21 protein-coding genes are annotated in these 22,698 nt (G+C 63.7%); 9 read left to right on the top strand and 12 right to left on the bottom strand.

The features are described from left to right. Positions 1 to 24: 24 nt before the first annotated feature. From motB to flhD, 5 genes are all read right to left on the bottom strand, one after another. Positions 25 to 1,002 (bottom strand): flagellar motor protein MotB, encoded by a 978-nt coding sequence (gene motB, locus CLU94_RS04470; protein WP_077401988.1) that lies wholly within the window; start codon positions 1,000 to 1,002, stop codon positions 25 to 27. A gap of 58 nt (positions 1,003 to 1,060) precedes the next feature. Then, positions 1,061 to 1,921: a flagellar motor stator protein MotA gene (gene motA / locus CLU94_RS04475; protein ID WP_077401985.1), complete on the bottom strand. Its 861-nt coding sequence runs from the start codon at positions 1,919 to 1,921 to the stop codon at positions 1,061 to 1,063. Positions 1,922 to 2,141: 220 nt separating this feature from the next. Further along, positions 2,142 to 2,903: a class I SAM-dependent methyltransferase gene (locus tag CLU94_RS04480; RefSeq protein ID WP_099664753.1), complete on the bottom strand. Its 762-nt coding sequence runs from the start codon at positions 2,901 to 2,903 to the stop codon at positions 2,142 to 2,144. Between the two features lie 121 nt (positions 2,904 to 3,024). Continuing rightward, entirely contained in the window at positions 3,025 to 3,588 is a 564-nt protein-coding gene (flhC, locus tag CLU94_RS04485; RefSeq protein WP_099664754.1) for a flagellar transcriptional regulator FlhC, read from the bottom strand. A 146-nt stretch (positions 3,589 to 3,734) separates the two neighbouring features. Next, positions 3,735 to 4,052 carry a flagellar transcriptional regulator FlhD gene (gene flhD / locus CLU94_RS04490; RefSeq protein ID WP_034758381.1) on the bottom strand — a complete coding sequence of 106 codons (318 nt, stop codon included), beginning with the start codon at positions 4,050 to 4,052 and terminating at the stop codon, positions 3,735 to 3,737. A 606-nt stretch (positions 4,053 to 4,658) separates the two neighbouring features. Between flhD and kynU the strand changes: the two genes are divergently transcribed. The 5 genes from kynU (at position 4,659) to CLU94_RS04515 (ending at position 10,555) form a co-directional block, all read left to right on the top strand. Continuing rightward, positions 4,659 to 5,909, top strand: coding sequence for a kynureninase (gene kynU, locus CLU94_RS04495; RefSeq protein WP_099664755.1), 1,251 nt, complete (start codon positions 4,659 to 4,661; stop codon positions 5,907 to 5,909). Between the two features lie 8 nt (positions 5,910 to 5,917). Further along, complete coding sequence (gene kynA / locus CLU94_RS04500) at positions 5,918 to 6,805, top strand: tryptophan 2,3-dioxygenase (protein WP_099664756.1); 888 nt, start codon at positions 5,918 to 5,920, stop codon at positions 6,803 to 6,805. A 15-nt stretch (positions 6,806 to 6,820) separates the two neighbouring features. After that, complete coding sequence (locus CLU94_RS04505) at positions 6,821 to 7,366, top strand: RBBP9/YdeN family alpha/beta hydrolase (protein ID WP_099664757.1); 546 nt, start codon at positions 6,821 to 6,823, stop codon at positions 7,364 to 7,366. Positions 7,367 to 7,472: 106 nt separating this feature from the next. Next, on the top strand, positions 7,473 to 9,527 hold the full coding sequence (locus CLU94_RS04510) for a toxin-antitoxin system YwqK family antitoxin (protein WP_143451343.1): 2,055 nt from the start codon (positions 7,473 to 7,475) through the stop codon (positions 9,525 to 9,527). A gap of 2 nt (positions 9,528 to 9,529) precedes the next feature. After that, the gene (locus CLU94_RS04515; RefSeq protein WP_099664759.1) at positions 9,530 to 10,555 is read left to right on the top strand and encodes a hypothetical protein; all 1,026 of its coding nucleotides are present in this window, start codon (positions 9,530 to 9,532) and stop codon (positions 10,553 to 10,555) included. Between the two features lie 2 nt (positions 10,556 to 10,557). Here the strand turns inward: CLU94_RS04515 and CLU94_RS04520 are convergent, their stop codons facing one another. Beyond that, positions 10,558 to 11,595, bottom strand: coding sequence for a hypothetical protein (locus CLU94_RS04520; protein WP_099664760.1), 1,038 nt, complete (start codon positions 11,593 to 11,595; stop codon positions 10,558 to 10,560). Positions 11,596 to 11,729: 134 nt separating this feature from the next. Here CLU94_RS04520 and CLU94_RS04525 point away from each other — a divergent pair, with 134 nt between their 5' ends. Continuing rightward, positions 11,730 to 12,461 carry an alpha/beta fold hydrolase gene (locus CLU94_RS04525; protein WP_099668162.1) on the top strand — a complete coding sequence of 244 codons (732 nt, stop codon included), beginning with the start codon at positions 11,730 to 11,732 and terminating at the stop codon, positions 12,459 to 12,461. On the opposite strand, the gene CLU94_RS04530 is transcribed toward CLU94_RS04525, so the two are convergent. The 4 genes from CLU94_RS04530 to CLU94_RS04545 form a co-directional block, all read right to left on the bottom strand. After that, positions 12,438 to 12,803 (bottom strand): hypothetical protein, encoded by a 366-nt coding sequence (locus CLU94_RS04530; protein ID WP_099664761.1) that lies wholly within the window; start codon positions 12,801 to 12,803, stop codon positions 12,438 to 12,440. The two genes, CLU94_RS04525 and CLU94_RS04530, sit on opposite strands and share 24 nt — an antisense overlap. After that, positions 12,800 to 13,150, bottom strand: a complete 351-nt coding sequence (locus CLU94_RS04535) for a hypothetical protein (protein ID WP_099664762.1) — start codon at positions 13,148 to 13,150, stop codon at positions 12,800 to 12,802. Before CLU94_RS04535 ends, CLU94_RS04530 begins: the two co-directional genes overlap by 4 nt. Positions 13,151 to 13,337: 187 nt before the next feature. After that, positions 13,338 to 15,257 (bottom strand): molecular chaperone HtpG, encoded by a 1,920-nt coding sequence (gene htpG / locus CLU94_RS04540; protein WP_099664763.1) that lies wholly within the window; start codon positions 15,255 to 15,257, stop codon positions 13,338 to 13,340. 98 nt (positions 15,258 to 15,355) lie between these two features. Then, positions 15,356 to 16,774 carry an aminotransferase-like domain-containing protein gene (locus tag CLU94_RS04545; protein WP_257218675.1) on the bottom strand — a complete coding sequence of 473 codons (1,419 nt, stop codon included), beginning with the start codon at positions 16,772 to 16,774 and terminating at the stop codon, positions 15,356 to 15,358. Positions 16,775 to 16,903: 129 nt separating this feature from the next. Here CLU94_RS04545 and CLU94_RS04550 point away from each other — a divergent pair, with 129 nt between their 5' ends. From CLU94_RS04550 to CLU94_RS04560, 3 genes are all read left to right on the top strand, one after another. Continuing rightward, positions 16,904 to 17,818: a DMT family transporter gene (locus CLU94_RS04550; RefSeq protein WP_099664765.1), complete on the top strand. Its 915-nt coding sequence runs from the start codon at positions 16,904 to 16,906 to the stop codon at positions 17,816 to 17,818. A 176-nt stretch (positions 17,819 to 17,994) separates the two neighbouring features. Continuing rightward, the gene (locus tag CLU94_RS04555) at positions 17,995 to 19,188 is read left to right on the top strand and encodes an aminotransferase-like domain-containing protein (RefSeq protein ID WP_099664766.1); all 1,194 of its coding nucleotides are present in this window, start codon (positions 17,995 to 17,997) and stop codon (positions 19,186 to 19,188) included. Positions 19,189 to 19,478: 290 nt separating this feature from the next. Next, entirely contained in the window at positions 19,479 to 20,837 is a 1,359-nt protein-coding gene (locus tag CLU94_RS04560) for a diguanylate cyclase domain-containing protein (protein ID WP_099664767.1), read from the top strand. Positions 20,838 to 20,841: 4 nt separating this feature from the next. Here CLU94_RS04560 and CLU94_RS04565 read toward each other — a convergent pair whose 3' ends face one another. Together CLU94_RS04565 and CLU94_RS04570 are read right to left on the bottom strand one after the other, a co-directional pair. Then, the gene (locus CLU94_RS04565) at positions 20,842 to 22,422 is read right to left on the bottom strand and encodes an FGGY-family carbohydrate kinase (RefSeq protein ID WP_099664768.1); all 1,581 of its coding nucleotides are present in this window, start codon (positions 22,420 to 22,422) and stop codon (positions 20,842 to 20,844) included. Positions 22,423 to 22,425: 3 nt separating this feature from the next. After that, positions 22,426 to 22,653 (bottom strand): hypothetical protein, encoded by a 228-nt coding sequence (locus CLU94_RS04570; RefSeq protein WP_099664769.1) that lies wholly within the window; start codon positions 22,651 to 22,653, stop codon positions 22,426 to 22,428. Positions 22,654 to 22,698: the final 45 nt, after the last annotated feature.

Genomic DNA, 22,698 nt, shown 5'->3' on the forward strand with positions numbered 1-22,698 from the left:
ACCACGCGTCGACAGCCTTGCGTGTTATTTTTTCGCCGCTACCGGGCTGGGGGCTGGCGCCGCCGCGGGCGGCGCACCGGCCGCCAGCCCAGAAGCGACGGCGGCGGCAGCGGCATCGGTCACCGGCAGCTCGATCGCCGAGCCATCGCGCAGGACATTTTCTTCCGTGCGTTTGTTCATGACGATGATGCTGATGCGCCGGTTGATCGGATTGAAGGGGTCGAGCTTGTCCAAGTGGGCGGCCGAGCCCAGCCCCACCACGCGCAATACTTTCTCTTCCTTCATGCCGCCAATCACCAGTTCGCGCCGCGACGCGTTCGCGCGGTCGGCCGACAATTCCCAGTTGCTGTAGCCGGCATCGCTCATGTAGGGCGTCGAATCCGTATGGCCGGACAGGCCGATGCGGTTCGGCACTTCATTGAGCACGGAGCCGATGGCGTGCAGGATTTCCTTGGTGTACGGTTGCAGATTCGCATTGGCGAGCGCAAACATCGGACGGTTCTGCTCGTCGACGATCTGGATGCGCAAGCCTTCGCTGGTGATATCGAGCAGCAACTGGTTCTTGTATTTTTTCAGCAGGGGATTGGCGTCGATGGTCGCTTCGATGCGCGCCTTGAGCGCCTGCAGGCGCTTGCCCTCTTCGCGTTCGAGCGCGGCCTTGGCGGAATTGAGGTCGAACGACTTGCGCTGCTGCTCTTCCTGCGCCTTGCGCACTTGCCCATCCTGGCGCGACAGGTCCTGGCCGCCGCCCTGGATAACGGAATTGCTTTCGCCGCTGCCGGAACCGCCCGCCATCGCCACTTTCAAGGGTGTCTTGAAGAATTCGGAAATGCCGTTCAAGTCGCCCTTCGAGGTGGAGCCCAGCAGCCACATCAGCAGGAAGAAGGCCATCATGGCCGTGACAAAGTCGGCGTAGGCGATTTTCCACGCCCCGCCATGGTGTCCGCCAGCCGTCTTCTTGATACGCTTGACGATAATCGGGCGCATGCCTTCATCGGCCATGGCGTCCCCCTTCCGTGTGCTGCAAATGACTCATGGTGTCCAGGCGTATATTCACTGCTTACTTCGTTTTCGATTTCTTGATGTGGTCTTCCAGCTCATTGAACGTCGGGCGCTCGGTCGAGAACAGGACCTTGCGGCCGAACTCCACGGCCAGCGCCGGCGCATAGCCGTTCAGGCTGGCCAGCAGGGTCACTTTCACGCACTGGAACATCTTGCTCGACTCTTCCAGCTTCTGCTCCAGCAGGCTGGCCAGGGGGCCGACGAAACCATACGCCAGCAAGATGCCGAGGAAAGTGCCGACCAGCGCATGCGCGATCAGCATGCCCAGCTCGGCTGGCGGGATACCCACCGATTCCATCGTGTGCACCACGCCCATCACGGCGGCGACGATACCGAAGGCGGGCAAGCCATCGCCCACCTTGGCGATCACGTGGGCCGGCACGGCGCCTTCGTGATGGTGCGTTTCGATTTCGTTGTCCATCAGGTTTTCGATCTGGAACGCATCCATATTGCCCGACACCATCAGGCGCAGGTAATCGGTCATGAATTCGACGATGTGGTGGTCGGCCAGCACGGCCGGATACTTGGAAAACAGGGGGCTTTCCTCTGGCTTGTCGATATCGCCTTCAATCGACATCAAGCCTTCCTTGCGCACTTTGCTGAGCACTTCGAACAGCAGCGACATCAGTTCCATGTACAGTTCTTTGGTATAGCGCGAACCCTTGAACAGGCTGGGCAAGGCGGCGATCGTCGCCTTGATGGCCTTGTTATTGTTACCAACAAGGAAGGCGCCCAGGGCGGCGCCGCCGATCATCAGCAGCTCCAGCGGCTGGAACAGCGCCGCCAGATGGCCGCCGGCCAACGCGAAGCCGCCAAAGACCGAGGCGCAGACGATGATGTATCCGATTATGACTAACAAGTGCCCTGACTCCCAATAATGGCCGGGGCTGTATGCCCGGCATGTTCAAACCTGTTCCTGTCTTCTGGCGGCTGCGCCGCCGGCAAAGACAGCGGCAAAAAAAAGCAACCGGAAGTTAATTGAAATGCGCTGCTTTTCAATGCAATTCCGAGAAAATGCCGTGTGGAACTACAATAACGTGAGATTGCCCGACGGGCAAGCAAATAACGCAGACAATTGCTTAAAAGCACCATATGTAAAGTAAAGGGCCACCCTCTGTGGCGGCAATGGTCTTATCGGGCTCGCGTGCCGCAATCTGGAATTCGTAACTAAGAAGCATGCTACCGGGCAACATTTCCCTTTCCGCCTTGCGCCACAGGGCCGCCATCGCCGCCGGCGACAGGTAGGCAAAGACGGCATCGTAGCGGCCGAAATCGAGCGCCTCGTAGTCGCCGCGCAGGAAGCGCGCGCGGCTGCCCGCCAGTCCTGCGCGCAAGCGGCTTGCCAGCCACGGCAGCGGCGCCAGCTCGATGCCGGAAAACTGCCCGTCGGGCCGGCGCCGCGCCAGGTCCAGCACCAGTCCACCCAGGCCGCTGCCGATATCGACCAGGCGCACGCCGGGACGGTCCGCGATCAGCTCGGCCACCGCCTGCCACACCTTCGGCCCCGACGGATAAAACGGCACTTGCGTGCGAAACGTCGACCAGTACAAACTCAGCAGGAAGACAAAGGCCGCCAGGAACACGGCCGGCGGCAAATCGAGCAGGCTGGCCGCCAGCAAGGCAGGCGCAAACAGCAGGCCGATGGCGCACCACCAGCGCGCCAGTCCCGCGCGCCACGTGATAAGTGCCGCCAGCACGCCCTGCACCAACGCCACGGCCGGCAACGACATGGCCACGCCGGCACGCGCCAGACCATATACCAATAGCAACATCAAGGGAAAGGCCAGCACCTGGATCAGGATGGCCTTGAGCGCGGGCGCGCGCAGGATTTGTTGCAGCATGGGACAGTCAAAGGAGGAAAACGCCAGTGTAAGCGAAAGCACCATGAAAAAACCGGAGTCCGGTCTGGCGACCGCTCCGGTTTTCACTGAGGCTATTATTCGGGCAGCTATTGAAGCAACATCAGGCGGCGACACCTGGCGGCGCGACAGCGGCCGCTTCATCGCGCGCCTTCTTGGTCTTGCCGGCACGCGAAGGCATGTGGCACAGGCCGCATACATAATCGGCGTTCAGATCGAGGCAGTTGACGACAAACTTGCCGCCGCACTTGCCGCAGGGCGCCATGTCCAGCATCTTGCTGCTGAAAAAGCGCACCAGGGTCCAGGCCCGCGTCAGCGACAGCAGGGGCTCTTCACCCGCTTCGGGCGGCATCTGCTCCAGATACAGCTTATATGCCTTCATCACGGCTTCGATGCCGGTGGCGCCGGCGTGGTCGACGAGGAATTTGTGGATATTGATGAACAGCGAGGAATGGATATTCGGTTGCCAGGTGATGAACCAGTCGGTGGAAAACGGCAGCATGCCCTTGGGCGGCGAGACGCCCTTCAATTCCTTGTACAGATTCAGCAGGCGTTCGCGCGACAGCGAGACTTCGGTCTCCAGCAGTTGCAAACGGGCGCCCAGCTGTATCAATTCGATGGCCAGCTGGATTTCCTGCGCTTCCGATACGACACTTTTCTTGGCCATGCTGTGTACTCCACTACTGACTGATACTGACTGATACTGCCTAACAAGGTTGCCAGAAAAATGTTCAGGGCAAGGCGCGTTGCCGAAGACAGTACAAATGTACGGCGAGGCAATGCAACACCGCCATGGACGTTTTGATGGGAACCTTAAGCGATTTCTTCGACACCCTGGCCGGCCATCAGAATGGCAGCATGGGACTGGGCCAGCGAGCGGTCTTTATTGTAGTTCGTCAACATGCCCAGGATGGCGCTGTCGTCGAAGCGGAAGCGGGCCAGCATCATGTTGCCGCCAGCCAGTTTCAGGATCTGCGCATTGCTCATGCCCTCGATCAGTTCGGCGATTTCGGCGGCAATGCCCAAACGGAAGATGGCCGTTACTTTGTCCGCACGAATCATTTGCTGGGCCAGCATCAGGTAGCTCAGGTTAGCGTCGCGAATCTCAGCCATCATGTCGTTAGCAGTCATTTCCATCTCCTCAATCCGTTGAATTCAGCTGGCGTTGTGTGTTGCCAGTGAGATACATTCTGCAGGAGCAACATTAAACGCAACAGAGGCAAAGCGCTGTATTTTTGGTCGGGGAATAGCGGATGGGATCGTAGGTGTTTGTCTGACAAACACTGCTCGATCATGGTCGCACGCCAGCAACGGCGCGGATGTGGGAGGTTGGCTCTGTGCCGGATTTGCCCGACTTTTGGCCTGTAAAAAATATCACTTTTTTACAACAACTTGATAAGAATCAAGCCTGCCTACTGAGATAACGGCTGCCTTGGCAGGAACTTTAGGGCTTTTTTGAAAAATATTTAAAAAAGCTGCATTCTTTTTCCGTCGGTTTGACGCCGTTCATGTAATCGTTGACGGCAGCATCTGGCAAAACTTTAGGGCTATTTGAAAATATTTTTAAAAATCGTGATTTTTTTCGTTGACGCCCCACAAGCAGGCATTTTTTCGCCGCCTGTCCATGCCAGGAAACACGTTTTGCGACGGGGATTTGCTACACTGCCACTTCCGCGTGATACTTTAAGCCTCAAGCAATATCATGCCATCCAGACAAGTATCAATATGAAAGCCACCATGATTTCTCGACATGACTGCAGCGCGCGCGACCTCGACGATCCCCTGGCGCCCCTGCGCCAGCAATTCGACTTGCCGCAAGGCGTGATTTACCTCGATGGCAATTCCCTGGGCGCGCGGCCGAAAGCGGCCCTGGCCCGCGCCCAGCACGTCATCACGGCCGAATGGGGCACGGACCTGATCCGCAGCTGGAATACGGCCGGCTGGTTCGACTTGCCCAAGCGCCTGGGCGACCGCCTGGCCCCGCTGCTCGGCGCGCACACGGGCGAAGTGGTGATCACCGACACCACCTCCGTCAACCTGTTCAAGGCCCTGGCCGCCGCCCTGCAGATGCAGGCCAGCGATCCGGCGCAGGCCGCGCGACGCAGCATCGTCAGCGAACGCAGCAACTTCCCCACCGACCTGTACATGGCACAGGGCCTGGCCGCCTGGCTGGACCGGGGTTACCAGCTGCGCCTGGTCGACAGTCCCGAGGAGCTGGCGCAAGCCATCGACGCCGATTGCGCCGTCGCCATGCTCACGCACGTCAACTACCGCACCGGCTACCAGCACGACATGGCCGCCATCAGCAGCCATTGCCACGCGCAAGGGGCACTGGCGCTGTGGGACCTGGCCCATTCGGCCGGCGCCGTGCCGCTGGACCTGAATGGCGCCGGCGCCGACCTGGCCGTCGGCTGCACCTATAAGTACCTGAACGGCGGCCCCGGCTCGCCCGCCTTCATCTGGGTGCCGGAAAAACACCAGGCGCGCTTCCGCCAGCCTTTGTCCGGCTGGTGGGGCCACGCCACGCCGTTCGCCATGAACCCGGACTTCGCGCCCGCCGACGGCATCGCCCGCGCCCTGTGCGGCACGCAGCCGATACTCTCGCTGGCCCTGGTCGAATGCGGCCTCGATATCTTTGCGCAAACGAGCATGGAAGCCATCCGCCGCAAGTCGCTGGCCCTGACGGACCTGTTCATCGCGCTGGTGGAACAGCGCTGCGCCAGCCATCCGCTGGGCCTCGTCACCCCGCGCGAGCATGCGCGGCGCGGCAGCCAGGTCAGCTTCACGCACCCGCACGGCTATGCCGTGATGCAGGCGCTGATCGCGCGCGGCGTGATCGGCGACTACCGCGAACCGGCCATCATGCGCTTCGGCTTCACGCCCCTGTATACGAGCTTTGCCGACGTATGGGATGCCGTGGAAATCCTGCGCGACATCCTCGACACACGAGCCTACGACATCGCCGCCAAGCGCGATGCGGTCACCTGAACCACCCCATGAGCGACGACAAGACTATGAACAAGGAAAACACCAGCGGCTGCCCCATGCATGCCGGCGCCCAGGACGCGCAGTGGCATGGCGCGCAGATGGATTTCAGCGAATCTATGAGCTACGGTAACTACCTGGCGCTGGACCGCATCCTCACGGCCCAGCATCCGCTGTCGCCGAACCACAACGAAATGCTGTTCATCGTGCAGCACCAGACGAGCGAATTGTGGATGAAGCTGATGCTGCACGAAATGCACGCCGTGCGCGCCAACCTGCAAAGCGGCGACCTGGCCCCCGCCTTCAAGATGCTGGCCCGCGTGGCGCGCATCATGGATCAATTGGTGCATGCCTGGGACGTGCTGGCCACCATGACGCCGCCCGAATACACGGCCATCCGCCCCTACCTGGGCGCCTCGTCCGGCTTCCAGTCCTTCCAGTACCGCGAAATCGAATTCATTTTGGGGAACAAGAACGCCGCCCTGCTCAACGTGCATACGACGGCGCCGGAAACCTATGCGGTGCTTGACGCCGCCCTGCGCGCGCCCTCCGTCTACGATGAAGCCATCAAGCTGCTGGCGCGCAGCGGCTTGCCCATCTCCGCCGAACGATTGAACGCCGACTGGACCCTGCCGACCGCCTCCGACGCCTCGGTCAAGGCGGCGTGGCTGGAAGTCTACCGCGACCCGTCGAAACACTGGGCCCTGTACGAGCTGGCCGAAAAGCTGGTGGACCTGGAAACGGCCTTCCGCTTCTGGCGCTTCCGCCATGTGACGACGGTGGAGCGCATCATCGGCTTCAAGACGGGCACGGGCGGCACGGCGGGCGTGAGCTATTTGCGCAAGATGCTCGACGTGGTATTGTTCCCGGAGCTGTTCGCCCTGCGCACGGAGCTATAACCTCAAGGAGCATCGATGTCGCCTCTCGTCTTGACCCTGGCCGGCCTGTGGAATTCGGGGCCGCAGCACTGGCAAACCCACTGGGAAGCGCGCCACCCGCAATGGTCGCGCGTGCCGCACGGGGAATGGCAGACGCCGGACAAGGACGCATGGGTGGCGGAGCTCGACCGCGCCATCGCCGCCTGCGAGCGCCCGCCCGTGCTGGTGGCGCACAGCCTGGCCTGCACGCTGGTGGCCCACTGGGCGGCCAGCGGCTCGCCGCACAGGATCGCCGGCGCCTTCCTCGTCGCCCCCAGCGATGTGGAAGCGCCCTCCTACCCATCCGGCACCACGGGCTTTGCGCCGATGCCGCTGCAAGCCTTGCCGTTCCCCAGCCTGGTGGTCGCCAGCGGCGATGATCCCTACGTCAGCTTCGCGCGCGCACGCGCATTTGCCGCCGCCTGGGGCAGCGATTTCACCCTGATCGGCGACGCCGGCCATATCAACGGCGACGCCGGCTACGGCCCGTGGCCGGACGGCGAGCAGCTGCTGCTGGACTTCTGCGCCGCGCACCAACCCTGACACGCAGGGCGCGCACCTGCGCACGATAGGCGCATATTTGCCCACAAGTAAGAACGCAGGCAGAATCGTGGCCTTTCCCTTGCGGCGCCCCGGCGCCAGCCACACGATGAAACGTCTGCTTCTGCCCTTGCTCCTCTGCTCCGCGCTGGCCCACGGCGCGCCCTTTTATGAAGGCAAGAGCCTCGCCCATCCCGCCATCAGCGCATCCCAGGACAGCGGCTTCGATATCGCCTTCCTCAAGGAAAAGGATGGCGTCAACGGCTATTACTGCGAGTGCAAGAGCGGCAGCGCGAAACCGATTTTGCTCGACCAGTTCGGCAATGCCGTCATCCGTTCCGTCTTCTACGCCTCGCTGGACAAGGAAACGGACGACAGCGTGCAAACCATGCTGGTGCTGTTCCGCCAGGGTGGCAAGGACGGCCTGCGCGCCTACCGCTACCACCGCAGTTCCGGCAAATACCGGCGCCTCGATGGCTTGCAGCCGGCCCTGAACCGCATCGCGGCGCAAAGCGCCAGTCCCAACGCGGGACTGGTCAAGGCCGCGCTGGCCAAGCTGGCGCCGATGGACTACAGCGTCGCCCGGGGCAAGAGCGGCAATGCGGACTTCGACGCCATCGACCACACGCAAGGCACCATCGTCGGCTACTACAGCGATGACGGCAAGCCCGTGGCCGCTGGCGGCAAGGACGCCATCACCTACAAGAAAACCTTTCTGAAAAAAGGTGACCACTACCTGACGGCCAGCTACACCCTGTACAGCGACGCGGGCGCGGGCATCCTGCCCAACTACCGCCTGTGGCAAGTGACGTGGGAAACGGCGCCGCGGCAGTTCACGGGCAGCGCAGACGGCCCGTCCGTCATTTACAGCCTGGCCTGGGACGATGGCTCGGTGGTCGAACGGGGCCGGTACGTGAAGGGCAAGCGCCAGGGCTTGTGGGTACGCGAAGGCATGCACGAAGGCAGCGAAAAGGGACATTTCGTCAACGGCTTGCAGGAAGGGCTGTGGCGCTTCGATTATCCAAGGCAGAGCGAGAGCGGCATGTACCGGGCCGGCAAGCGCGAAGGCCGCTGGACGGTCGTCAACTATGCCGATGCAGAGGAAGTGACGGGCTTCGACACCTACACGGGCGGCCAGCTCAATGGTCCGCACGAGCGCAGCATGGGCGGCAAGCTGCAAACGCGCGGCAACTACGTCAACGGCGCGCGCCATGGCGCGTGGATCACGGAAGACGGCGACGGCAGCTTTATCGACGGCTTGCGCGACGGGCCGTGGAAACTCAGGCTCAAGGACAAGGTCACGCAAAGTGTCACTTTTGTGCAGGGCAAAAAACAGGGCGAGGCAGTCGACACGGATGCGCAAGGCGCGCTGCGCGTGCGCGACCACTACCAGGCCGGCGTGCTCGATGGCAGCCGCACGCGCTATCTGGGCCCGGCGGGCAAGGAATACGTGGTCTACACGGCCACCTACCGCAACGACCAGCTCGATGGGCGCGAACAGGCGTTCGACGACAGCGGCAAGATCCTGCGCCTCGACACCTTGTGGGACAACGGCAAGAAGCAGGGCCTGGACGCGCGCTACTACCCGAACGGCAAGCCGGAACGCCTGGCCGTCATCGATCAGGGCCGTCTGCTCACGCACCTGCGCGAATACTATGAGGACGGCCAGCTGCTCAACGACATCCACCGCTGCACCTTCAAGGAGTACGGCAGCACGCGCGACGACGTGTGCGAGTACCACCACATGTACTACCCGGACGGCAAGCCACAGTCTTACTACACCTTCCAGTACGGCCAGCGCCAGGAAGGATACGAGAACTACCCGAACGGCAAGCGCAAGGACGAACTGCTGGTCGACCGTGCCGCCGACACCTCCGTCTTCAACGTGTATTACGAAAGCGGCCAGCTCAAATGCACGGAGCCGCGCAGCGGCCACAGCACGCGCACGGTGAATGGCCAAACCATGAACAGCTACGCGTCGGCCGACCGCGACGGCGACAATATCTGCTACCACCCGAACGGCAAGGTGGCCAGCATCTACACCTTCCGCAAGCGCGTGCTCGTCGATTGCGGCAAGCGCTACGATGACACGGGCAAGCAGACGTTCCCGGGCCCGGAAGGCTGTCCGCCCCCCAGGCAGGTAACCTACCCCATAGGATTGTGACGATGACGCAAGCAGAACGGCCGCAGTGCATCCAGAACCCCGAACGCATCGACGCCGTGGCGATCCGCGCCGCCATTGCCGCTGGCAAGCAGGTGCTGGTGCAGTTCAATACCCTGGCCGAGCCGGAACCGCTGCTGGCCGACCTCGACGCCCTGGCCGCCACCTGCGGCACGGCGCTGACCATCCGCATCTACGGCTATGACCCGAGGGTGTTCGATGCCCGCATCCTGCGCGCGCTGCCGCATGTGGCCAGCCTGTCCATCGATTACCACCGGCAAGCCATCCATCTGGAAGCGCTGGGCGAACTGCGGCATCTCAAGCGCCTGAGCCTGGGCGTGTACGAGCTGGCGCAAGCCGACATCCTGCAGCTGGAGAGTTTGCGCGGGCTCGAATACCTGCACCTGGGCGAGTCGGCAAAGAACAATATCGACCTGGCTCCCCTGCGCCACTATACGCACCTGGCCAGCCTGGTCCTCGAAGGCCACCACCAGCGCATCGACACCCTGGCCGGCCTGCCGGCGCTGCACGAGCTGTCGCTGTACCGCATCAAGAACAAGGTGCCGCTGGATTTCATCTCGGAGATGGGCCGCCTGGACAGGCTGCTGTTGCAGCTGGGCGGCCGCGAATCGCTCGCCCACATCGAGGCGCCGCTGTTGAAGAAACTGGAAGTGATACGCGTGCGCGGCCTGGAAACGCTGGGTGATATCGGCCGCTTCCCGTTGCTGCAGGCGCTATGGGTGGAAGACCAGATCAAGCTGCGGCAGATCGCGCTGGGGGCCAATCCCGTGCTCGAACGCCTGAACCTGCACACCTGCAAGACGCTCGACAACCTGCCCGGCCTCGCCACCTTGCCCGCCCTGCGCCAGTTGTCGGCATCCGAGACCATGCTCGACATCGACGCATTGCTGGCGCATGGCTTGCCCGCGTCCCTGACGCATGCGCGCCTGCGCACCGGCAGGAAAACACGCGACGACGCCATCGCCGCGCAACTGGTACAACTGGGCTACGAACCGGCGCGCCCTGGCTGAAATCAGCGGCCGGCCGCCAGCTTGCGCTGCCACAGCGCCACGTCAATCATCACGCCATCCGCGCCCGTGTTGCGGATGTAGACGCGGTAGCTGCCCTGTCCCATGTCGCCATCGAGGTAGGCCGTGCGCTCGTTGCGCTGCAGCCTGGCGCCCTTGGCCAGCTGGCGGTAGCGCTCCACCACCGTGTCGAAACTGGCATAGCTGCGCAGCGCCACTTCCAAATCGCGCGGCGGGCGGCCTTCGGCATGGTCCAGCACATTGTTCTGTTTCTTGCCCTTCAGCGTGAGCGGATAGGCAAACACGCCCGCGCCGGCCGACGTCAGCACCGTGGACTTATCGAGCAGCAGCGGCAGCAGCGCCGGCGGATAGGCGGGCGGCAGCTGGGCGCGGTTCCAGCCCGGCAGGGCCGGCTGCGCCAGCACATATTCGACGCTGGCGATCTTTTGCCCATCGGCGCCCGCTTCCTTGTCGCCCGCGATCAGCGCCAGCATGGGCGGCAATTGCCGGGCCCAGGCCAGCAGGGGCGCCGCTTCGCCGACCAGCATGCCCTTGCGGTGGAACACCGTCAACACCGCGCTCGGATCGGGATTGCAGACTTTCGCCAGCGGCTGGCCCTCGAGGTGGCAATGCCCGTTGACGAGGCCAAAAGCGATGATGGCGCCGCGCTTGTCGAGCAGCATGGCACCCCGTTCGCGGCCCTGCTTGCGGTCATTCATCGACGCCAGTAACTGGCGGCCGTCGGCCAGCACGGTGCGCGTGGCGTCGCGCTTTTCGCTGATCGCTTCGAGCGCCTGCGCCAGCAGCAATTCATCGTCTTCCGTGTAACTGCCGCGCGCGTAACCGAAGAAGTCGAACAGGGCGGCCCGCACCTGCGCATCGTCGCTCAGGCGCGGCAAGGGGCCGCCGGCCAGCAGCGAAGACAGGCTTTTCCCGGCCGGCGCGGAGGGCGCCGCCGTGGCGCGGGCGGGCTGGGAAAGGACGCAGGCCGCTGCCAGCAAAGCGCCGCCCAGAGTACGGTAATTCGAAAAAATGATATGCATGATTCTGTCTGTCGGGGATTTGGCCGCAATTGCGGCCACGCAGGGCGCGCTGGCGATTCTAGCATGGCGCCAGCGCCCATGCCGTGCGGCTGGCGGACGGCGCATATGCCGGCGCGGCTGCTATGATGGCCGCAATGACGACACCAACCCACGCCTCGCCCCTGCTTGTCCTCCTGCCCGGCATGGATGGCACGGCCCGGCTATTCGACCGCTTTGACGCCGCCCTGCGCGCGCAGGCCGCCATCGATACCCTGGCCATCGCCTATCCGGCCGCGCCACTCGATTACGCGGCGCTGGAAGCGTTCGTGCGCGAGCGCTTGCCGCAGGACCGCCCCTTCGTCGTGCTGGCCGAATCGTTTTCCGGACCGCTGGGGGCCGCCCTGCGCGCCGATCCGCCGCCCGGCATGCGCGCCCTGATCCTGTGCTGTTCATTCGTGCGCAATCCGCGCCCAATGCTGGCGCCACTGCGCCACCTGCTCGGCCTTGTGCCCTTCGGCGCCATGCCCGGCTTCGCACTGCGCCAGGCGCTGCTGGCGCCCTGCTCCACGCCGCAACTGCAGGCGGAACTGGCGGCGGCGCTGGCGCAAGTGCCGCCCAGCGTGCTGCGCCAGCGCCTGCGCGCCGTGCTGGGAACCGACGCCTCGCGCAGCTTCGCGCGCGGCAGCCTGCCCGTGCTGTATCTGCGCGCCCAGCACGACCGCCTGGTGCCGCCGGCGAACGCATTGCAGATACTGCGCCTGGCACCCGGCGCGCAACTGGCCGACATCGCCGCGCCGCACATGCTGCTGCAGGCAGCGCCGGAAGCGGCCGCCATCGCCGTCGCCGCCTTTGTCAACGCCCTGTCAGCCGCGCAGGTATCCGCTTAAACGCGTGCCGGCCAGCACGGCCAGCCAGCTCAAGCCGCCCGCCAGCACGCTGAAGTAGATCGCCCGTAGCGGATGTTGGGGCAACAGATACGCGAGCACGGCCGCGCCCAGCAAGCCGCACAGCAGCGGCTTCACCCTGCCGGGCGGCAGCAGCGCCAGCACCAGGTTGGTACCCGCATACACGTAAAACACCAGCAGCAGGGCCAGGCCGCCGGCCACGCCGCGCGAGCCGAGGCTGCCGAACAGCTGCGTGTACAGGTAAAACCCCAGCCAGCTCAAGGCAATAAACAGCAGGCAGCCCAGCGCATGCGCGCCCAGGCCCGCCATCAGGCGAATTTTCACGGTTGCCTAAGTACAGGAATGAAGCGGTGGCCGCAGGCATGGCACATGAAGGTACGCGCATATTTGTCCTGCAAGGCGGCAGCCTCCTTGTCCCAATTGGCGACGAAGGTCGTTTGCGACAAGGCGATGGAGACGACGCCCCCTGCCACGAAGATCCAGAACAGGCCATTCGCGCCAGCCTGGTAAAAGACGACGGCGGCGATGACAAAAATGATCACGCCCAGCACGATCAGCCCTGCCTTCTGGTGGGTCTGCATCGTCGGCCCTGCGGCCTGGCGTGACAGCAAGGTCTGGCTGCGCGTATGCGCATGGCCGTGGATGAAATCACCATCAATCCTGCCCGACATATGGGTCGATGTGCCTGAAATGCCGGAGGCATGCACCATGGAGAGGCGTTGAACGTTGGAACTGTCACATGCCGGGCAATGCGCCATTGCTTTTTCCATAAAATAAAATAATGGCGCACTGTAGCATAAAAAAAGCCGGCCCTTTCACGCAGAAAGGGCCGGCTTGCTTACGTCAACAGCAAGGTGTTTACTTCGCCGAATTGAGCAGCAATTCGTTGAGGCGTTTCACGAAGCTGGCCGGGTCGGCCAGCGAACCGCCTTCGGCCAGCATGGCCTGGTCGAACAGGATGTTGGCCCAGTCGCCGAACTTGCCGCCTTCCGCATCTTCGTATTTCAGGCGCGTCACCAGCGGGTGGTTCGGGTTGATTTCCAAAATCGGCTTCGACTCCGGCGCGCTCTGGCCAGCAGCTTTAAGCATGCGCAGCAGGTTGCCCGACAATTCGTTTTCATCGGCCACCAGGCAGGCTGGCGAATCGGTCAGGCGGAACGTGACGCGCACGTCCTTGGCCTTGTCGGCCAGCACGGTCTTCATCTTGCCCACCAGGTCGGCGTACGAGGTTTCCGTTTCTTCGTGCTCTTTCTTTTCCGCTTCGTCTTCCAGCGCGCCCAGGTCCAGGCCACCTTTTGCCACGGAGACCAGTTCCTTGCCTTCGAAGTCCTGGATAAACGACAGCATCCATTCATCGACACGGTCCGTCAGCAGCAGCACTTCGACGCCCTTCTTGCGGAAGATTTCCAAGTGCGGGCTGTTCTTGGCGGCGGCGTAATTGTCGGCCGTGACGTAGTAAATCTTGTCCTGGCCTTCCTTCATGCGCGCCACGTAGTCGGCGAACGAAGTGATTTGCTCGTCGCTGTCGTTGGCCGTCGAGGCAAAGCGCAGCAGCTTGGCCAGGCGCTCCTTGTTGGCCGCGTCTTCGCCGATGCCTTCCTTCAGCACCTGGCCGAATTCCTTCCAGAAGACGGCGTACTTGTCCTTCTTGTCCTGCTCGTCCGCGTTCGCCAGTTCTTCCAGCATGCCCAGCACGCGCTTGGTCGAGCCTTCACGGATCACTTTCACGTCACGCGATTCCTGCAGGATTTCGCGCGATACGTTCAGCGGCAGGTCGGCCGAGTCGATCACCCCGCGCACGAAGCGCAGGTACGTCGGCATCAGCTGCTCGGCATCGTCCATGATGAAGACGCGCTTGACGTACAGCTTGATACCGCCGCGCTTGTTGCGGTCCCACATGTCGAACGGCGCCTTGGCCGGGATGTACAGCAGCTGCGTGTACTCGCTGCGGCCTTCCACGCGGTTGTGCGTGTGCGTGAGCGGCGACTGGAAGTCGTGCGACACGTGCTTGTAGAATTCGTCGTACTGTTCCGGCGTGATGTCGGCCTTGTTGCGGGCCCACAGGGCGCTGGCCTGGTTGACGGTTTCGAATTCGTCTTTCAGGACAGTTTCTTTTTTCTCGTCGTCCCACTCTTCCTTCTGCATCACGATCGGCAGCGAGATATGGTCCGAATATTTGCGGATGATGGACTTGATCTTCCAGCTCGACAGCAATTCGTCTTCGCCTTCGCGCAGGTGCAGGATAATGTCCGTGCCGCGGCCCGTTTTTTCGATGGTCTCGATGCTGTAATCGCCTTCACCCGCCGATTCCCAGCGCACGCCCTCGGCGGCGTCGACGCCGGCGCGGCGCGTTTCGACGGTGATCTTGTCGGCGACGATGAAGCCCGAATAGAAGCCCACGCCGAACTGGCCGATCAGGGCCGCGTCCTGCTGCTGGTCGCCCGACAGCTTGCCGAAGAATTCCTTGGTGCCCGACTTGGCGATGGTGCCCAGGTGCGAGATTGCCTCGTCGCGGGTCATGCCGATGCCGTTGTCGGAAATGGTGATGGTGCGCGCATCCTTGTCGAAGCTGACCTTGATCTTCAATTCGTGATCGTTGCCGTACAGGGCGTCGTTATCGATCGCTTCAAAGCGTAACTTGTCGGCCGCGTCGGACGCGTTCGAGATCAATTCGCGCAGGAAGATTTCCTTGTTCGAGTACAGGGAATGGATCATCAGGTGCAGCATTTGCTTCACTTCGGTCTGAAAACCCAGGGTTTGCTTTTCGGAGACAGCCATTTTTACCTCATAGTCTTGTGGATGGGACGGATTCTACGGAGTTGGGGATGGTACAAGCGATTTCAAGAGCCCCAGCCGAATGTCCTGCAATGTCCAGTTTACCCCAGTGCGCGGTCGAAAAACGCCCAGATGCGCTCGTCCTGCACCGTGGCCAGGTTCAGACGCATGCGGGTCGACGGCAACTGGCGCGGCGAAAACAGGCTGCCCGGCGCCAGCACCAGCCCCTCGGCCAGCGCCTTTTCGGCCAGTACATTCGTGTCGCAGCCCGCATCGGCCCATACGAACATGCCCGCCGACGCCGGGGCGAAGCGCAAGCCCGCCTGCTCGACCTTGCGGTACGTGCCCTCGCGCACCTTGTCGAGCCGCGCGCGCAGGCGCTCCGCATGCTTGCGGTACAGCCCCTGCGAGAGGATTTTATACACCACGCGCTCGCCGATGTCGCTGGTGGTGAGCGTTGCCAGCATCTTGCGGTCGGCCAGGCGCTGCGCCCGCTCCGCAGAGGTGGCGATGAAGCCCACGCGCAGGTTCGCCGCCAGGCTCTTGGAAAAGCCGCCCAGGTAAATCACGCGGCGCAGCTGGTCCAGCGCGGCCAGGCGGGTGGCCGGCTGCACCGCGCCGCCCGGGTGCATGTCGCAATAAATGTCATCCTCGACGATGAGGAAATCGTGCTGTTCGGCCAGGCGCAGCACCTGGAAAGCCTTGGCCGCCGACAGCGACGTCGAACTGGGATTGTGCAGCACCGAATTGATCACGTACAGCCTGGGACGGTGCAAGGCCGCCAGCTCGGCCAGCACGGCGATATCGGGGCCGTCGGCCAGGCGCGGGATGCCAATGACATTCATGCCCATGGCGGCAAAAGCGCCGAACATCAGCCAATACGCGGGATCGTCGACGAAAATCGTTTCGCCGGGGCGGGCAAACTCGCGCGCCACCAGGTCCAGCGCCTGCATCACGCCCACGGTGGTGACGATCTGCTCGGGCGGACAGGCGATTTCCAGCCCCGCCAGCTTCAGCTGCAACTGCTGGCGCAGCGGCAGGAAACCCTGCGGCGCGCCGTAGCCCAGCAGCAAACTTCCGGGCTGGCGGCTGACGTCGCGCAAGGCGCGCGCCACCAGGTCGCCATCGAGCCACTCGGCGGGCAGCATGCCGGAGCCTGGCGCGGGGATGGCCGGCGTCTGGCGGAACATGTTACGGATCAGCCACACCACGTCCATCGGCTGCGCCGCCGCATCCTGCGCGCCAGCGGGCGGCAAGGGGGTGTTCAACGGCGAGCGCTCGCACACGAAAAAGCCGGCGCCGCGCCGCGATTCCAGGTAGCCGCGCGCCACCAGCTTGTCGTAGCTGGCCACCACCGTGGCGCACGACACGCTCAGGCTGGCGGCGCACTGGCGGATCGACGGCATGCGCGCACCGCCGCGCAGCAGCTTGTCGTCGATGCGCGCCGCCAGCGAGCGCACGATCTGGTCGATCAGGGTTTCGCCCGAGACGCGCGACAGCAAAGGGAGTGTATTGCTCATATGACCATCACAGTATGTGAAATTATGCGTGGAAGTGTATTTGTACTGTATTGCTATTGCACCCTAGGATAGCAGTATCGGGCAGTTTAATCCATGCCAATACCTTGTCACGCCAGCCTCGGGAATCCCATGCCTTCGCACACCAGCACCATCGTTTCCAACCATCCACCGCGCCTCGGCGCCGACCGCACCGGCCTGTTGCTGGGCTTGATCGCCGTCGCCCTCTTCAGCCTGACCCTGCCTTTTACGCGGCTGGCGGTGGCTGAACTCGATCCCACCTTCGTCGCCCTGGGCCGCGCCCTGGTGGCCGCCGTCCTGGCCGGACTGTGGCTATGGCAGCAGCGCGCGCCTATGCCGCGCCGCGAACAATGGCTGCCGCTGGCGCTCGTGTCGCTGGGCTGCGTGCTGGGCTTCCCCTGGCTGACGTCGATCGCCATGCGCAGCCTGCCCGCCTCGCACGGCGCCGTGCTGGTGGGCATCCTGCCGCTGGCCACCGCCGTGTTTGCCGTATTGCGCGGCAAGGAGCGCCCATCGCCGGGCTTCTGGCTGATGGCCCTGCTCGGCACGGCGCTGGTGGTGGCCTTCGCGCTGCGCCAGGGCGGCGGCAGCTTCCACCTGGCCGACTGGCTGATCTTTGCCGCCGTACTGCTGGCCGCACTCGGCTATGCCGAAGGCGGGCGCCTGGCGCAAGCCATGCCGGGCCAGCATGTGATTTCCTGGGCGCTGCTGCTGGCCGTGCCATTTGTCTTGCCCGTGGTGCTGTGGAACGCCTGGCCGCAGCGCGCGCTGATGGCGCAGGCCAGCAGCGCGGCCTGGCTGGGCTTTGCCTATATTTCCGTGTTTTCCATGTTTATCGGTTTCTTTTTCTGGTACCGGGGCATGGCGCTGGGCGGCGTGGCACGCGTGGGACAGACGCAGTTGCTGCAGCCTTTCCTCACCCTGCTGGGCGCGGCGCTGCTGCTGCACGAACCCCTGACGGGTGAAAGCCTGCTGTTTGCGGGCGCCGTGATCGCCGTGGTGGGGATCGGGCGCAAGCTGAAGTAACGCTCCTTGACGCCCATTTGCAACGCCGTTGCGCGTGCGGATGGGCAGAGCGGCGTGCAAGCCGTACAATACCGCAGCACCATGGCGACGCCTATCCGGCGCCGCTTGCGCACGCACCGCCACAAGCGGGCCAACAAATCCAGCCGGCGCAGCTCGGCATCTTCTGTGAGACTCGTATGAAAATTGAAAATCCGAATCCGATCCAATGGCGCTTTGCCGAACGCGCGGAACAGCTGCAAAGCTCGTTCATCCGCGAAATCCTGAAGATCACGCAGCGTCCCGAGATCATCTCGTTTGCCGGCGGCCTGCCCTCGCCCGCCACCTTCCCCGTGGAAGAAATGAAGACCGCCTTCGACAAGGTCCTGTCGAACAATGGCAAGGTCGCCCTGCAATACGGCCCCACCGACGGCTACCTGCCGCTGCGCCAGTGGATCGCCGATTCCCTGTCCGCCAACGGCAGCACCATCATGCCGGAACAGGTGCTGATGACGTCCGGCTCGCAGCAGGCACTGGACTTGCTGGGCAAGGTCCTGATCGACGAAGGCAGCAAGGTATTGGTGGAAACCCCCAGCTACCTGGGCGCCCTGCAGGCGTTTTCCGTCTACCGTCCCGAATTCGTTTCCGTCGATACCGATGACGAAGGCCTGGTGCCGTCGTCGGTCAACCCCGTCGCCGATGGCGCGCGCCTGCTGTACGCGCTGCCGAACTTCCAGAACCCGACGGGCCGCAGCCTGTCCGTGGCGCGCCGCGTGGAACTGGTGGAAACCTGCGCCCGCCACGGCCTGCCGCTGATTGAAGATGATCCGTACGGCGCCCTGAGCTACAGCGGCGAGCCGTATCCGAAGATGATCAACATGAATCCGGACGGCGTGATCTACATGGGCTCGTTCTCGAAAGTGCTCACGCCCGGCATCCGCCTCGGCTACGTGGTGGCGCCGATGCCGCTGGTGCGCCGCCTGGAACTGGCCAAGCAGGCGGCCGACCTGCACACGTCGCAACTGACGCAGATGGTCGTGCATGAAGTGATCAAGGATGGCTTCCTGGACCGGCATATCCCCAGCATCCGCAGCCTGTACGGCAACCAGTGCCAGGCCATGCTGTCGGCGCTGGAAGAGCACTTCCCGGCCGGCGTCACGTGGACCAAGCCTGAAGGCGGCATGTTCATCTGGGTTACCCTGCCGAAGCACATCGATGCGATGCAACTGCTCGATGAAGCCATCGCCAACAAGGTCGCCTTCGTGCCGGGCGCGCCGTTCTACGCCAACACGCCGGAAACGCACACCTTGCGCCTGTCGTTCGTGACGGTGCCGCCGGAACGCATCCGTGTAGGCATCGCGATCCTCGGCAAACTGATCGCCGCAAAAATGTAATCGCACTCCCCACGCCCCGCCTGCCGCGGGGCGTGTCCCAGCTGTCCCTGCTCCAGGGGGCACGCGTCTTTTTCGCCCAAAAACCGCCTTCACGATAGCAATTGCGTGTATTTATTTTTAAAAATAGCATAAAAATAATATTTTACCGCCTCGCGCAACGTCGATTTTTTTACCCAAAAAATTGGCAAGGCGGTATGATTTGACCGCTGTCGCAGATTTGAACCCGGTCAGCATCACCGAAAGTGCAGCAATCGCTGGCATCGCAAAGTACATCGAGAAGGCCGGAAGCAATGAGTCCAGGCAGTGTGGAGCATTCCCAGCGGCGCGAGGCCGCCATTTTGATTGTCGACGATGCGCCGGCCAACCTTGAGCTGCTGCGCAAACTGATGAGCGAGCAAGGCTATCAAACCTATGTCGCCACGTCCGGCGAACGGGCGCTGGCGATCGCCCAGCGCGCCCACCCCGACCTGATCCTGCTCGACGTGCTGATGCCGGACATGGACGGCATCGAAACGTGCCGCCGCCTCAAGCAGCACCCGCTGACGCAGGGCATCCCCGTCATCTTCATGAGCGCCAAGACGGAAACGGATGACGTGGTGGCCGGCTTCGACTGCGGCGCCGTCGATTACATCAGCAAGCCGCTGCGCATGGCCGAAGTGTGCGCGCGCGTGCGCGCCCAGCTGCAAATCCGCAGCAACAATGAAACCCAGCAGGAACAGGCCGAGCGCCTGCGCACCATCGTCAACAACATGGCCGAGGGCTTGCTGATCATCGAAGCCGATGGCCGCATCCAGTACACCAATCCGGCCTGCGATCAGTACCTGGGCTACCGCGAAAACGAACTGGCCGGGCGCTCCATCGGCGAGTTGCTCAGCCCCCTGGTGACGCAGGAATACCTCGATTACTTCGCCATGCACGCGGCCAATCCGGAAAAAGCGCACAACCATGGCACGCGCGAAGTGGCGATCCGCCACCGCAACGGCGAGGCGCTGAGCATGGACCTGACCCTGACGCCCATGTATCTGCGCCAGCCCCTGTATATCGGCCTGCTGCACGACATCACGCACCACAAGCAGTCGGAAGACGCCTTGCAGCGCGCCGCCTATCTCGACCCGCTGACGCAGATCGCCAACCGCCGGCATTTCGACAGCTTCCTGGAAAAGGAATGGCAGCGCGCCGTGCGCGGCGGCGGCGTCCTGTCGCTGGTGGTGCTCGACGTTGACCACTTCAAGCTGTACAACGATAGCCTGGGCCATCCGGCCGGCGACAGCTGCCTGCAGCAGGTGGCGCAAGCCATCGCCTCGCACGCCGCACGCCCCGGCGACCTGGCGGCCCGCTACGGCGGCGAGGAATTCGTCCTGCTGTTCGCAGACACGGATGCCGAAGGCGCCCTGCACCTGGCCGCAGCCATCCGCGCGCACATCGAGGCGCTGCAACTGCCGCACCCGCGATCGATCACCTCGCCGTGGATCACCGTCAGCATCGGCGTGGCGACCATCCGCCCGCACCAGCTGGACGACCGCGAAGCGCTGTTCGTCGCCGCCGATCGCGCCCTGTACGTGGCCAAGGAAGGGGGCCGCAACCAGGTGCGCGTCACGCAATCGGGCAGCGCGGCCTGGGAGACGGTGAAAGCGCTCGTCCTGCGCTAGCCGGTCACTTTTCAGGATAGCCGGTGATGTCGGCGATTTCGCGGTACAGGGGCTGCAGCCGCGCATACATCTTGCAGTACACGCGCCGGTACAGTTTTTCATAGACCTTGCTGTGCCCGGGATCCGGCTGGAATACCCTACCCTTGCGCGTCATGGCTTGCACGGCGGCGGGAAAGTCCGCATGCCAGCCCAGGCCCACGCTAGCGGCGATGGCCGCGCCCAGGCCCGAACTTTCATACACGTGGGCGCGCGCGGCGGGCAAGCCGAAGATGTCGGCCGTCAGCTGCATGGCCGCATCGCTTTGCGAACCGCCGCCCGCGATGCGCAGCTCCGTGATGGCGATGCCGCTGCGCTGCTCGATGCGCTCCTTGCCTTCGCGCAGCGCATACGCGAGTCCTTCGAGGATGGCGCGGTAGATGTGCGCGCGCGTATGCACGTCGCCAAAGCCGATCATGGCGCCCTTCGCTTCCGGCCCCGGCACCTTGATGCCGGGACTCCAGTACGGCTGCAGCATCAAGCCCATGGAGCCTGGCGGCACGGCCTCGACCAGGCGGTCGAACAGCGCTTCGGCGGACAAGCCCGCGCCGTCTTCGGCGGCCGCCGCCCGTTCGCGGTCGCCGAACTGCTCCTTGAACCAGTTGACCATCCAGTAGCCGCGGAATATCTGCACTTCCGTGCTGTAGGCGCCCGGCATGGCGGCCGGATACGGCGGAATGAAGCGCGTCACTTCCACATACTTGCGGTTGGTCGTGTTGATGGTGGCCGTGGTGCCGTAGCTGAGGCACGCCACGTGCGGTTCGAGGCAGCCGGCGCCCAGCACCTCGCACGCCTTGTCGGCGGCGGCCGCCAGCAAGGGCGTGCCTTCCAGGATGCCCGTCGCCGCAGCGGCGGATGCCGTGATGGCACCCATGCGCGTGCCCGGCGTTACCAGCTCGGGCAGCATGGCGCGTCGAATCGCCAGCGCCTGCCATTTCCAGTCGAAGCGCCCGGCCCAGGCGTGGCGCTTGTAGTCGAAGGGAATATACGCCACTTGCGAGCCCGTCGAATCGACGTAGTTGCCGCACAGGCGGTGATTCAGAAAACCCGACAGCAGCAGGAATTTGTGCGTGCGGCGCCAGATGTCGGGCTGGTGCGCGCTGATCCAGTTGATTTCAGCCTCGCGGCGGAAGTAGCGTATCGTGCCGTCGAGACGGGTGGCGCGGAAGGCGGCGCGCCACCACGGAGCCAGCCGGGGAATGTCGCGCGTGCTGCGCTGGTCCAGCCAGGTGATGGCGGGCCGCAACGGTGCGCCATGTTCATCCACGTTGACCACCGTGCCGCGCTGCGTGGTGACGGCCACGCCGGCCACCGAGGATTTGGCTATGTCCGTGCCGCGCCACAGCTGCTGGCACGCTTCGCATACGGCTTGCCAGTAGCCGTCGGCGTCGTGCTCGGCCCAGCCGGGGTGGTCGGAGTAATACGCTTCCAGGAAGACTTGCGCCTTGGCCGCCAGCTTGCCGTCGCGGTCGAACAGCAGCGCGCGCACGCTTTGCGTGCCATTGTCGATGGAGAGGATATACGGGCCATCGCCCGCTGCGCAGGTCATGGCTCAGCCCACGCTGGCCAGCGCAGCGCGCAGCGCCTGCAGCAGCGCCTGCGGATCCTTGTCCGGCTGCGCGCTGAACACGGGCGCGTCCCAGTCCTGTCCCCGCACGGCCACCACGCGCAAGCGTCCCTGCGCATTCCAGGCCGGATACCAGCCCACGTCGACGATGTCGCCATTCGCGCACGTGATTTGCAACAGGTCCTCGCCCAGGTCGTCGACGAGGACGTCCACGCTCTGGCGCAAGTCCAGCGGCGACAGGCTGTCGTAGGTGATGCG

Origin of the sequence: Janthinobacterium sp. 13 (assembly GCF_002749695.1) — a bacterium.
GTDB lineage: Bacteria > Pseudomonadota > Gammaproteobacteria > Burkholderiales > Burkholderiaceae_D > Janthinobacterium > Janthinobacterium kumbetense.